This window comes from Flavobacterium sp., from assembly GCF_041392005.1.
GTDB lineage: Bacteria > Bacteroidota > Bacteroidia > Flavobacteriales > Flavobacteriaceae > Flavobacterium.
Genome location: NZ_JAWKMX010000023.1, coordinates 16,286 through 31,676, shown reverse-complemented (window position 1 = coordinate 31,676; position 15,391 = coordinate 16,286). Strand labels below are relative to the sequence as shown.

Here is a 15,391-nt window from a genome sequence, read left to right as displayed (position 1 = left end):
CTGCATCCCAACGCCAAGCTGCTCCTAAAACAAACTTATTGTTAAACATAAAGTTTGCCGTAACATCTAATTGAAGTGGTGCCCCTTGTACAACCTTACTTAAAAATGCAGGCTTAAATTTTATACTCTCCGACAAATCGAAAACATATCCACCTATAACATAAAGGTGCATACGTTCCTTTGCTTCGGCATTAACATTGTTATCGTCGTAGTGGCTTGTTTCTAATATATTAGGAACAGAAACACCTGCATACAATTTGTTTGAATGTAAATAAACACCAGCTCCTACATTTGGAGAAAATCTATTATCGATGTTATTTTGAAACATTACATCGGAATAAACTTGAGGATTCAATTTAGTATAATCAACATCAAGCAAATTAGCAGTTCCTTTAATACCAAATGATAACTTATACGTTTCGCTTGTAGGAATGGTATAAGAGAAATCAACTGAAAGTGTATTTTCTACTGCTGGTCCAATGCGATCGTTTACAAATGACACCCCTAAACCAACATTTGAATTGTTAAAAGGTGTGTTAATTGAAAAAGCATTTGTATCGGGTGCTCCGTCTAAACCTACCCATTGGGTTCTGTGTAAACCGAAAATACTCAATACGCCACGGCTTCCTGCATAAGCAGGGTTTACGTTAATAGTGTTGTACATATACTGTGTGTACTGAGGATCTTGCTGTGAAAAACCCGATATACTACTAACTAATAATAAAATTAAATATATAATTCTTGTTTTCATATTTTTCTAATTTTTTCTTGAGGGTGCTTTTACATACACCCTCAAGATAATTATTTATTTATTATTCTCTTGTTATATATAGCCATCCTACTTTTTCTTTCGAATTGCCTTGTAAATCGCGGTATTTCAACACGTACCAGTAAGTACCTGTAGGTAAACCTTTAGACTCATTAATCGTTACACGTCCTTCAGAGTATCCTCTAAATGCTCTATCTACGTTATTGTAACCTTTTTCGTCGTAAACTTTTACGCCCCAACGGTTGTAAACTTCAACAGTATTATCAGGATAACACTCAATACCTCTAATGTAAAGCTCATCGTTCACACCATCTTGATTAGCCGATATTGCATTGAATACTTCAATTACACATCCACTAATTTCAAGAACTGTAGGATCATCTTCAAATTGTGAATCATTATCTGATAAATCCGTTACTTCACTTTGACCTGTAGGGCTTGTAGGATCGGTGTAGCTACCTGTTGCTAACGCTTGGTTCGATACATATCCGTTGATAATATCTTGCTGCGTAATCGTATAAGTAGCCGTTGCAGTTCCTGAAGCACCTGGCTCTAAAGTAGAAGGTGTAACTTCAATTGCAATGTCTGAAATTAAATCATCATTAATATGAACGTCTGTTAAGGTAACATTACCTGTATTATACACTGTAAAGGTATAAGTAATAGTTTCGCCTTCTTGAGCTTGACCGTCGCCATAATTTGGTCCGTTGCCGTCATCATTAAACTCAGCCTCTTTCACAATAGCAATAGCTGGATCTGGGTTTAAGATTACAACTGTACAATCTAAACATGTTGGATCAACATATGGACTGTTTGGACTAATTGGTGTAGGGTCAGTTGAACTGGCATCAACAGGTTCTCCATTAGGATCTGTTGCTGTTGCATCGGCTATGTTATAAACTGCACCTGCATCAATATCATCTTGATCAATTGTGTAAATACCTGTTGCAGTACCAGATTGTCCTGGTTGTAATACTGCAGGCGTAACACTTGAAATTGTCATTGATGGTAAGTACGTATCTGTAATTACGATGTTATCTAATGTTACATTACCTGTATTCATAACTGTAAATGTATAATGAATTTCATCGCCTACAGTTAATCCGTTATTGGTTAAATCTACATACTCGCCATCTTTCTCAAGTGTCATCGCAGGGTTTTGCGGTAACTCTATCCAAGTAGGGTCATTTGTGTTATCTCCATCGGTATTACCATTTGCATCTGGTGTTTCAGTATTAGAAGGATTTGTAATAACGTCTCCGTTCTCATCTGTTCCAGCATCCGAATCGTCTGATATGTTTTCACCAAGAGGAGCTGTTGCTGTACCTAAAGCGATATTTTGAACAAATCCTGCATTCATATCGGCTTGTGATATTGCATAATCTACATAATATGTAGCCGTTTCCTGTGGTACTAATGTACCTTCTGGTGAACTTGCAGATGAATTATTAAATACTGGTGTTGGTAATCCATTTGTACCTGTAAAGCCTGCTTCAGTTTCATGTAAAGCAACATTTGTTAATGTTGTATTACCTGTATTGGTTACTTCATAAGTATAAGTTATAACACCATTTTCATCATCATAAGAAGCTGATTTAATAACCTCTATACTATTTACTTGATCAATAGGATCAATAGTAGCTGTAGGTTGTGTAGGATCTACTGGACAACCTGCACAAGGTGTAGGGTCTGTTGATTCTTCTTCTAAATCTACTCCGTTGCTAGAACCTGTTACAACTGCTACGTTATAGATATAACCTTCATCGATTTCATCTTGAGTAATTGTATGAACTGCTGTGTAAATCCAAACCTCGTCTATATCTAAAATACCATCGTTATTAGTATCTCCAGTATAAGTAGCATCTACGGTTGCGTTATCATCTTCTACTGCTACACTTTCGATTGGCACATTACCTGTATTGGTAACAGCAATAGTATAATGAATTTCATCACCTTCGTCTGTAACATCTGTAGCGCCAACAACTGTATTGTCTATAACACCATCGATATCTTTAGTAATAACCATACTAGGACTAGGTAATAACGTTACTGTTGGATCATCTGGATCATTATCGCCTTCTGTATCTGTTTCGGTAGAATCACTAGGATCATCTGAAATATCCGTTACAGGCATTCCATCTAGATCTTGACCTGTTACTGTTGCACTATTCGTAATAGAACCGTTAGCTATATCTGTAGGTGTAATTTCATACGTTGCATAAGCAAAACCTACTTGACCCGGTGCTAAAACTGGTTGAACTACTGGTAAGCCCATAACTCCAATTGGAATATCGTCAATATGAATACCAATTACTGTTACATTACCTGTATTAGTAACTTGGAAAGTATAAGTAATCACATCGCCTGCACTTATAATACCATCATTATTCGTATCAGCTATACTAGATGTTTTCTCTAATTCTAACTGACCGTTTTTGATATCTAATACCGTAGGATCGTTCGTGTCATCTCCATCTGTATTACCATCTCCATCCGGAGTTTCTGTCGACTCTGGATTAGTAACTGTATTTCCATCTTGATCGGTACCAGCATCTGAAGTATCGCTAACCTCGATAGGACCGCCAACAATTGGTGTACCATCTGGATTAGTAGGTGCTTCTGCTGTAGCCTCAGCTGTATTCTCTACGAATCCTTCTGCATAATTTGCAGCAGTTATCGTATAGGTAGCTGTAATTGATGTGTCTTGACCACCTACTGGTAAACTCGCAATACTTCCTATTACACCACCTAACATAGGGTCATCAACTTGAACATTTTCTAAAGCTACATTTCCTGTATTAGTAACCGTAAATGTATACGTAATCTCATCGCCTGCATCAACTAACAATGGATTATTACCATTGGCTACTGTGTACGATGCTACTGATTTAATTACAGAAATACTAGCATTAGGTAAGAACGTATCTGTTGGGTCAATACCACCGCCAGATGTATTTTCATCCGTTGTTGGATCATTAGGATCATCCGATACATCGGTTACCGTAGTTCCATTTGGATCTGTACCTTGAGCTGTAGCTTGGTTCGTAATTACATCGTTATCATAATCGGCAGGTACAATTTGGTAAACTGCAGTATAAATTGCACTTTGACCTGGTTGTAACGTACCTTCTATAGTATTCGATGGATTAATATTTTCAACAAACTGTGGATTTGGTAACATACCTTCTCCTGTAAAGTCTGCTTCATTTTCATTAACATCTACATCGTTTAATACTGTATTACCACTATTTGTAACCGTATACGTATAAACAATAGTATTGTTCGCTGCGTTATAAACACCTTCTTTTACTACATACAAGCTTGGTTGTGGTTCTACAATAATGTAAACGGTAGCCGTATCACATGCTTGTGGTGTACCACTGTCGCAAACGGTATAGGTAATTATTTCCGTACCTGTAAAGCCTGATGCAGGAGTATATTCTATTTCTCCAGTTGTAGGATTTAAGGTAACTGTACCACCTTCTGTAGGACCAGATTCTACATTAAATTCGTATGGACCATTGTTTTCAGGGTCTGTATCGTTATCGAATACATTACCTAATACTTCTGGTGTTTCACCGTCGCCTGTATAGAAATACGTATCATCATTTGCATAGATATCGTTATCGTTGATATCTTCTGGGAATACCGTAATGGTAACCGTAGCCGTATCACATTCTGCTGGTGTAGCGTCATCACATACTTGATAATCAAAAGTATATTGACCTGGTTCACATCCATCTGGTTCAAAGTTGAATGTACCATCATAGTTGTTAGTTAAAGTTCCACATGGTGGTTCTGTTCCTCCAACAACTGTCCAAGTAACTTGAGTATCGCCCTCTGGATCGAAGTCGTTTGCAGCAACATTTATAGTTACTGTTTGACCTACTTCCGTTTGAGCTGTATCATCAATAGCTACAGTAGTGTTTACACCTTCTTCTGGTAATGGTAATACTGTAATAGTAACCACTACTTCATCACAAGCTGCTGGTGTAGCGTTATCACATATTGTATATGTGAATGTATCTTCTCCAACAAAATTAGGATCTGGTGTATACGTGTATTCACCTGTTGTCATATCGAAATCTAAATCTCCATGATCTGGTTGTGTATACGATGTAATCGTTTGAACGTTGAATTCATCATCATCGTAATCATTCGTCAATACGTTTCCGTCAACTGGAACTTCCATATACGTTACGTTAATATCTTCGATACCATACGTAGTATTTGGTTGTGGATTAACCGTTAAATGAACTGTAGCGGTATCACATGCTACTGGTGTTCCGTTATCACAAACAGTATATGTGAAACTATCTGGACCTGTATAATCAGGGTCTGGTTCGTAAATGAACTCTCCTGTAGCAGGATCAAAGAATGTTAAGTTACCGTTTTGTACTGGAACATCTACTGTAAAGATATAAGTACCATCGTTTTCAGGGTCTAAATCATTATCAAATATACTACCTGAAATTTCTTGGTTCACATTTCCATTATACGCATCGTCTGTAGCGAAGATGTCGTTTACGCCATTATCTGGAATAATAGTAACAGTTACTGTTGCTTCATCACACGCTTGTGGGTTACCATCATCACAAATTGTATACGTAAAGGTAACTTCTTCTACGCCATCGCATGAAGCATCTGGTGTAAACTCAATGTTACCGCCTACTATATTAACAGTACCACAACTTGGTGTACCAACTTCTGTAATAGTGAAATCGTCACCATCTTGGTCGAAGTCGTTAGCTGTAACATCAATAATTACACTAGGTGTACCTTCTTCAATTACAACAGCATCATTATTTGCAGTTACACCGTTGTTATCAGTTGTTGGTGCTGGTAATACTTCAATTGTTAAAATTGCTGTATCACAAGCTGGTGGGAAACCTACATTATCACACACTTCATACGTGAATTCTGTTGTTCCTGACCATCCATCTACTGGTGTAAAGGTATAAGTTCCATCTGTATTTAATACTAATGTACCTTCGCCTGGATTTGTGAATGTTCCTGCTGTGTAAGTAGCACCTGAAATTGGTTCGCCATCTAAGTCGAAGTCGTTTGTTGCTACATTTCCATCAACTGGTTCGTTAAACGTTGTTGTATTAATATCGTCAACTGCTGTAACAGAGTTCACTGGATTAACTGTAATGTAAACCGTAGCTTCTGTACACGCTACTGGAGTACCATTGTCGCAAACTTCGTAAACTATTTGGTCTACTCCGTAGAAACCATCTACAGGAGTATAAACTAAATCACCATTCGCGTCTATCGTGTATGTACCACCATTTGGAGTTGTTCCTGAAGCAGGAGTTACTGTTTGTGTATCTCCTTCTGGATCGATATCATTATCTAATACATTACCTGTAATTGTTTCGCCTTCATTACCATTGTACGCATCGTCAACTGCTGTAGTATCGTTTACACCATTATCTGGTACAATTGTAATAGTTACTGTAGCTTCATCACACGCTTGCGGGTTACCATCATCACAAATTGTATACGTAAAGGTAACTTCTTCTACGCCATCGCATGAAGCATCTGGTGTAAATGTTATTTCTCCTGTAGTTGCATCAAATGTTGCATCACCACACTCAATAGTAGAAGTATCAATACTTGTTATTTCAAAGTCATCGCCATCTTGGTCGAAGTCGTTTGCTGTAACATTAATTGTAACACTTGGTGTACCTTCCTCAATAGTAACGTTGTCATTATTTGCCGTTACCCCATTGTTCTCATCTGTAGGCAATGGTAATACTTCAATTGTTAAGGTAACGTCATCACATGCTTGTGGTATTCCATTATCACAAACATGATAAGGAACATTAACTGTACCTGTAAACGTGTCGTTTGGTGTGAAAGTATAGTTACCACTAGCATCTAACTCAATTGTACCTGCTTCAGAACCATCTTCTCCATATACTACTGTACCTGCTGGTATTTCAGTATATGTTAATGTTTCACCTGGTTCAACAGTTGAGTCATTTGTAGCTACACTACCACTTACTTCTGTATTGATAAACGTATTGTTAATATCGTTTATAGCTAAAATTTCGTTAACTGGGTTCACTACAATTACTGCTGTTGCTTGTGCACATGCAGTATCTGGAGCTGGAACATCATCACAAACTTCGTATATGAATGATGTAGTACCATACCAACCATCATTAGGAACAAAATCAAATGTACCATCATCGTTGAAAGTTAATGTACCATATGTATCAACATTAGTTGTATCTACTGTTGTGTAAGTAACATTATTATTCTCTGGGTCGTTATCATTTAATGAAACATCGCCGTTTATGATTGGTGTATTCTCTTCTGTATAGAACACATCATCATTTGCATAGGTGTCGTTTTCGCCATTATCTGGGATAACCGTTACGGAAACTGTAGCCGTATCACACTCTTGCGGTGTACCATCGTCACAAATTTCATAAGTAAAGGTATCAACCCCTACGAAACCTGAATCTGGAGTATAAGTAACTGTGCCATCTGCATTAACTGTTACTGTACCATTTGCAGGATCTGTAACTGAACCTTCTGTGATAGTAAAGTTATCGCCATCTTCATCGTAATCGTTAGCTAAGATATTGATAGTTACTTCTTCGCCTTCTTCTGTAGTAGCCGTATCATTATTTGCTACTACTTCGTTATTATCTTGTTCTGGTGAGCTATAATCTTCCACTTCGATAGTTACCGTAGCTGTATCACAAGCTTGTGGATCACCATTATCACATACTGTATATTCAAAAGTATCTGTACCTGACCAACCTGCTGGTGGTGTATATGTATAATTACCATTTGCATCAATATCGAACGTACCACCATTTGGTGTTGAACCACCTGTAACTGGTGTTACTGTTTGGTCGTTATCTTGTTGATCAAAATCGTTTGTTAATACGTTTCCACTAACTTGTTCGTCCACATTGGTAACGTTGATATCGTCAACTGCATTGGTATTGTTTAATACTGTTACAGTTGGATCATCATCAGAAGTTGAATCGTCTGGATCGTCTGTTAAATCTGTAACTGGAGTAGATTCTCCTGTTATTGGGTTAACATACTCGCCTTCTATTGTTGCTTGGTTAACGTATTGACCTGCAGCAATATCAGCCTCTGTAATTTCGTGTTCTGCTGTAACATCTGCAGAATCGCCTGGAGCTAAAGTAGCTATAGGGTTTCCACCTGTAATAACAGCATCTGCATCAGTTACCTCAATATTCGTAAGTGTAACATTACCAGTATTGGTAACTGTAATTACGTAGGTAATCATATCACCAGCTTGTAAACCATCGCCTCCATCAACTAATGTATCTACTTTAGTAGAAACTAATGCTGGAGTTAAAGTTAATGGTGTAATAGTACAATCTGGACAATTTGGGTCAACTGGACAAGTAGGACAAGGTGTAGGATCTGTAGAATCATCACAATCTTCTGTACCTGTTAATGTATCGCCACAAACTGTTGCTTGGTTGTACACAAATCCGTTATCAATATCGGTTTGAGTAATCGTATAAACGGCTTCGTAAATCCAAGTTTCTGTTACTTGTAAAATACCATCGTTATTATCATCGCCCGAAGCTGGTCCTGCAATATCACCGCCTAAATCTGGGTCGTTTACTACTACGTTTTCCATAGAAGTATTACCGTCATTCGTAACTGTAAAGGTGTAGGTAATTTGGTCTCCTACGTTAGTTGCAGTAGCTGGTGCTACAACAGTATCATCAAGAACGCTGTCTTTAATTATATTTAAGTCTGGTGCTTGTGGCACTGGAACTATAGTACAATCTGGACACAATGGGTCAACTGGAGGACATTCTGCTGATGTACATGGCGTAGGATCAGTAGAACCGTCGCAAATAGTATCGCCACCTGCTGCTGAACCACAAGCTGTTGCTAAGTTATATACTACTCCATTATCAATATCAGCTTGTGTTAGTTGGTATTGCGCTGTAACTGTAATTGTATTACCAGCTCCTAAGAAAGGAATAGCGTTTGAACCTGCTGGAACAAATGTAATATTTGGTAATGGGTCTGTAACAGTAATATCAGTTATAGGTGTATTTCCTGTATTTTGTACAGCAATTTGGTATGTAATTACATCGCCTATTGAGGCTTCATTATCGCTACCTAAATTAAGTGTACCCTCTTTAGTAACTAATAAACTACAAGAGTTAATAGTTAACATAACTGGTGTTCTCGTTGCGCTTACACAGCCATCTGCACTAACAGACTCGGCATAATACGTTACAGAACCTATAGTACTTAATGTAGGTGCTGTTGCTGTACCTGTACCACCTGTAGCAGTAGTGTACCACATAATAGTACTACCTGCTGGTGCTGTAGCAGCAGCTGTTAATGTTGCTGGACTACAATCTACTTGGTCGCCACCACTTGTTGGTGAAGTTGGAGATGGTAACATTCCATTAATACTAAACGGAGCTGACGATGTAGATGTACAGCTTGAAGTATTTTCTGCAGTTACCGTATAAGTTGTACCTGCCGCCATACCACTTATTACACCACCTGCTCCTGCAGCAGGACCTGATGGACTAAAAGTATAAGCGTATGTAGGATTATAATTTGTAATAGTAGCTGTACCTGCTGCGCTACATGTAGCAGCTGTTGTACTTACTGTAGGAACCGCTGGTGTAGCTAACATTGGTTGAACACTGAAACTAGATGATGCCGCTGATGTACAACTTCCGTTACCTGATGTAACTGTATAAGATGTACCTGCAACCATACCACTTATTACTCCTCCTGCTCCTGCTGTAGGACCTGATGGACTAAAAGTATATGTGTTGGCAGCATCGTAATTTGTAATAGTCGCTGTACCTGCTGCACTACACGTTGCTGGTGTAGTACTTACTACTGGAACTGCTGGTGTTACAAACATCGCATCTATACTAAATGATGCCGATGCCGCTGATATACAACCCGAAGCATTTTCTGCTGTAACTGTATAACTTGTACCTGCAACCATACCACTTATTGCACCACCCGATACTGAAGGACCTGATGGACTAAAGGTATAAATATTGGCCGCATTATAATTTGTAATAGTAGCTGTACCTGCTGCGCTACATGTAGCAGCTGTTGTGCTTACTGTAGGAACCGCTGGTGTAGCTAACATTGGTTGAACACTGAAACTAGATGATGCAGCTGATGTACAACTTCCGTTTCCTGATGTAACCGTATAACTTGTGCCTGCCGTCATACCACTTATTACACCGCCCGCTCCTGCTGTAGGACCTGCCGGGCTAAATGTATAGGTATTGGCAGCATCGTAATTCGTGATAGTAGCTGTACCTGCCGCACTACACGTTGCCGGTGTAGTACTTACTACTGGAACTGCTGGTGTTACCAACATCGCATCGATACTAAATGATGCTGATGCAGCTGATATACAACCCGAAGCATTTTCTGCTGTAACTGTATAACTTGTACCTGCAACCATACCGCTTATTGCACCACCCGATACTGATGGACCTGCCGGTGTAAACGTATAGGTATTAGCCGCATTGTAATTGGTAATAGTAGCCGTACCTGCAGCACTACATGTAGCAGCTGTTGTGCTTACTGTAGGAGCATCTATAACACATAAATTAGATGATGTTGAAGCTAATGCTATACAAACATTATCATTATGTCCTATTAACACTTGGTAATCGTAACCATTCATTGCTAATGTAGCACCTGTAATGGTTAATGTATTTGTTGTAGCTCCTGAATACACTCCGCCGTTCGTAACATTTGTCCAAGTAGCACCGTTATTAGTACTTACTTGCCATTGATACGTTAACTCTGATGATGAATCAGTTGCTGGTGGAACAGTATAATCTGGTGTTCCTGAAGCAAATGTAGTAGTTGACTCTGCTTGAGCAGCAACCGTATAAGTAGCAGTACCACCAACAGTTGTTGATTGATCTGTAGGTTCTGTAGTAATACTACCTTGTGTCGCTACTATTTCGTTACCTGTAACGCCATTATAGCCACCAGTACCACCGGTTACTTGCCCGTTACCGTCAAAACCAGTACCATCTAAAATACCATCGTTATTTGCATCTACTCCACCCGACTCTACAACATCGTTACATCCATCGTTATCGCTGTCTAAATCTAAATAATCTGGAGTTCCATCACCATCTGAATCCGTTGAACAATCTTCTTCTATATTAATACTAAACCCTAATAGGGGATTACACTCATAGTATGACCTATCACTTGTTGTACCATCTGCAAAAGCTCCACCTGGATTATGCCCAACATGGCAAACATTAGTAGCACCAATTGGAATAGTAGAAGAAAAATGCCCTCCAGCATGTGTATAAATATAATTATTTAGCATAGGGCTTTGATTTCCTGCTCCATCATCCATTATAGCTAAAGTTGGTAATCTAACATGAGGGAGAGAAGTTGAATTAGAAGACCGAGTACCAACCACATACAAACTGCCTGTAGCAGTAATCATGTTTAGCCAACCTGCTTTTGTAATATTTGATGATGCTGAAATTTGCACTACTCCAGTCATATCACCTGTATCGGTAGGATTACGCATAGTAACCCAACTAGTCTGATCTGTTAAAGAATTTTGACCTAAATGCCCGTCTCCATTTCCTCCTAAAACATATACTTTACCATCAGAGCCCAATACAAAATAGCTTTTATTATCACCTGTATCATGCTGATTTAATTGAATCTGCACCACCGATACTCCTACAGGTAAACTCGGAGGCGTCATTACTGTTGGTGAAGCTAGCGTTTGTGGACCAGTTCCATTTCCTAAAAAAACATCCTCTCCCCAAGTGTAGAAAAGACCTGTAGTTTCACTATACGCAAACCCTCCTTCAGCAGAATTATCATAATGAGATAAGTTAGGAATATTATACCTTGTAAACTGACTTGATAATACAGCATAATCGGTATTTGCTATATAAACATCTCCATTGTTCATCACTATTTGCACTCTATTTAAATCAGAATCTAAATAAAGTACATCATTTGGATCTATTGGGTTCCCTAAAGAATTTAATGGTAATTGGATTTGAGTAAATGGGGTCGTTGCCGACGCTCTTCCCCAAAAATAAAAACCATTTGTTGTTAATAAATAACCATGCCCATTTGCATCAGAACCAGCAGTAGCAAACAAAGGTGTTCCTGTGTAATTATAACCATTAGCTGGAGATATTAATACTGCATTTAAGATATCAGTTCCAGCAGCAGACATACGCGCTCCAGCTGCATAAAACACTCCTGGAGAACTTCTGTAAATTGCCGCATGAAAACCTGCATCTATATAACGTGCATCATTATTAAAAACAGTTGTTCCTAGAGTTGTACATTTACCCTCATTACTATCTAATATACCATCATTATCACTATCAAAATCGTCTTGGTTTATAATACCATCGCCATCGCAATCACCAGTTGGTGAGATATCGGCACATTGTAAATTGTATTGATAATTGGTAAGTTTTATACTGTTTTTTGGCGAACCTATTTCTAGTTCCCAATCTCCATTTTTACCAGTGATATTAGTAGAAGCAGCCACGGTAACTCCCAAATGCATTTCTAAATACTTCACTGCTTCTACACCTTTACTTCCCTTAGCAAATTCACACCCATATATATTAAGGTGTGTTATATTTTTAATATTAGTGTGTTTTTGTAACCAAACAAGCAACTCTTCTTTTTCTAACCATTTTCCCCCAATTAATAATTCACCTGATTTACCATGGGTAAACAAATGAAATGTATTGTTTGACTGTGTGTTTTTTATTGACGCCCCAACAACCTTGTTATTAGCAACTTGCTCGTCAATAAAATAATTAACATCTTTTATTTTTTTAAAAGCTGTTAAATCACACGTATAGTTATTAACCGCATAAGCCGTTGTACTTTGCGAAGCACCATTTCCGTTAGATGTTGCTGTAACGGCGTCGATAAACGAAGTACTTGCCAGTGCGGCAGTACGGGCATCGCACCCTGCTACTTTACGTATTGTAAACTCAATCCAGTTTGGTGGTGCCAAAGTTGCTGGCCCAATAGTGAATTGAGGATTACTTGGTGTTCCACCACTTTCTGCAACCGTTAATGTAGCCGGATTACTGTTTACTTTAGCAACAGAACCCGAAACATAGGTTACACCAGTAGGCAAAGCGACCGTTACTGTTGCTCCCGAAGTGGTTGCCGCAGCAATGTCTACACGCACTCTTAATGTAGTTTCTAGTCCATTACATACTTCCATACCTGCAGGTTGTGTAATACTTACCACAGGTGCTTGTGCATATACTCCCACATAAGAAAGTAAACACACAAGGTTTAAAAGTAAAAGTCTAGACCACTTAACAAAATAATTGTTTTTCATAAACATATTTTAGTTAGTTAACAAATTTATTCAAATTTAAAAAATCCATTTATCGGCAAATATATAACCAATAAATTAAATTGTAAAGTAAAATCTTACTTTTTTTGTAGATATATAGCTACAAATTTACAGTATAGAATTTACTTAAACTATATTTTAGGAACAAATAACTAAATAAATATTAATAAAAGTGAGTTATTGTCGTTGAATGGTATTTTTTGACGATGAATTGAGAATTAATCAATTTGAAAATTTGAAAATGAGTTAATTAGTGAGGAGTAAGAAGTGAGTTTACAGTATTCAGTTTACAGTTTACAGTTGACAGTTGACAGTTTACGGTTTACGGTTTACGGTTTACAGTTTACGGTTTACGGTTTACAGCTTACAGTTTACGGTTGACAGTTTACAGTTTACGGTTGACAGTTTACGGTTTACAGTTTACGGTTTACAGTATTCAGTTTACGGTTGACAGTTTACGGTTTACGGTATTCAGCTTACAGTTTACAGTTTACAGTTTACGGTTGACTTTCGACTTTCGACTTTAAACTAGCTGACAAAAATCATAAAAAAAGTATTTTGAAGCGTGTAGTTTTGTGTAAATTTTTGTAGTATGAAACAGTCGCTTATTCAAAAATATAATGTACCTGGACCACGTTATACAAGTTATCCTACGGTTCCGTACTGGGATACCGATGCTTTTTCGTTGGCAGTATGGAAAGAAAAAATGTTGGAAACTTTTAGTACAACAAACGCTAAAGATGGTATAAGTTTGTATATTCACTTGCCATTTTGTGAAAGTTTGTGTACGTTTTGTGGCTGCCATAAGCGCATAACGAAACGGCACGAAGTGGAAAACCCTTATATTACGGCGGTTTTAAAAGAATGGAATTTGTATTGTGCTTTATTTAACGAAAAGCCTGTTGTAAAAGAAATACATTTGGGCGGCGGAACACCTACTTTTTTTTCTCCAGAAAATTTAAAACACCTTATAAATAGTATTCTTTCTAAAAGTAAACTTGCCGATAATTATGAGTTTAGCTTTGAAGGTCATCCTAATAATACAACAAAAGAGCACTTGCAAACGCTATATAACTTAGGATTTAGGCGCGTGAGTTTTGGTGTTCAAGATTATGCTGAAAAAGTACAAAAAGCAATTCATCGTATTCAACCGTTTCAGAATGTGGCAAAAATTACATTGCTAGCAAAAGAAATTGGCTACACTTCTATTAGTCATGATTTGGTATTTGGATTACCGTTCCAAACCCTTGATAATGTGATGGATACTATAAACAAGACGAACTCGCTAAATCCTGATAGGATTGCTTTTTATAGTTATGCGCACGTACCTTGGATAAAAGGCAACGGTCAGCGTGGTTTTAAAGATGAAGATGTTCCTAAAGACGCCATAAAACGACAACTGTATGAGCAAGGCAAATTGCAATTAAGCAAGCACGGTTTTGAAGAAATAGGCATGGATCATTTTGCGTTAAAAACCGATAGTATGTATAACGCATTTAAAACCAATAGTTTGCATCGTAATTTTATGGGCTACACCACTACTACTACGAAATTGATGATTGGCTTGGGCGTGTCGTCTATTAGCGATAGCTGGAATGCGTTTGCGCAAAACGAAAAAGATTTGGAAACCTATTATGAGTGTTTAGCAAAAAATGAACTCCCTATTCATAAAGGGCACCTTTTAAATGATGAAGATTTAGTTATACGGCAACATATTTTAAATATTATGTGTACGTTTACTACGAATTGGACTGACAATAAATTGTTTTTCAATGAATTACCAGAAGTTTTAACTTCGTTGCAAGAAATGGAAACTGATGGTTTATTGCAAATTGACGATACTTCGCTTCGTATAACAGCCGCAGGAAAGCCTTTTGTACGTAATGTTTGCATGGCATTCGATTTGCGGTTGAAACGAAATAAACCTGAGACCGCATTGTTTTCGATGACGATATAGTTGGGTTAATTAGGAATTAGGAATTATGAATTAGGAATTACGAATTATCAATTAGGAATTATCAATTACGAATTATCAATTAGGAATTATCAATTAGGAATTATCAATTTGGAATTATCAATTTGGAATTATCAATTTGGAATTATCAATTAGGAATTATCAATTACGAATTATCAATTACGAATTATCAATTTGGAAATTTGGAAATGAGTTAATTAGTGAGAAGTGAGTTTGCAGTTTGCAGTTTTCAGTTTACGGTTTACAGTTTACG

General features: G+C 37.6%; 3 protein-coding genes. 1 reads left to right on the top strand and 2 read right to left on the bottom strand.

Annotation, left to right across the window (positions count from 1 at the left end; all coding sequences use genetic code 11):
- Both R2808_RS09930 and R2808_RS09925 read right to left on the bottom strand, forming a co-directional pair.
- A partial coding sequence (locus R2808_RS09930; protein ID WP_371270836.1) for a type IX secretion system membrane protein PorP/SprF occupies window positions 1-751 on the bottom strand: 751 nt, incomplete at its 3' end.
- Window positions 752-812: 61 nt separating this feature from the next.
- On the bottom strand, window positions 813-13,145 hold the full coding sequence (locus R2808_RS09925) for an Ig-like domain-containing protein (RefSeq protein ID WP_371270835.1): 12,333 nt from the start codon (window positions 13,143-13,145) through the stop codon (window positions 813-815).
- A 610-nt stretch (window positions 13,146-13,755) separates the two neighbouring features.
- On the opposite strand from R2808_RS09925, the gene hemN reads away from it, so the two are divergent.
- A complete protein-coding gene (gene hemN, locus R2808_RS09920) occupies window positions 13,756-15,120 on the top strand; it encodes an oxygen-independent coproporphyrinogen III oxidase (RefSeq protein ID WP_371270834.1) in 1,365 nt (454 codons plus the stop codon).
- Window positions 15,121-15,391: the final 271 nt, after the last annotated feature.

Excerpts from the sequence above, each read along its gene's own strand:
- hemN (WP_371270834.1), top strand. The coding sequence starts at position 13,756 with ATGAAACAGTCGCTTATTCAAAAATATAATGTACCTGGACCACGTTAT.
- R2808_RS09925 (WP_371270835.1), bottom strand. The coding sequence starts at position 13,145 with ATGAAAAACAATTATTTTGTTAAGTGGTCTAGACTTTTACTTTTAAAC.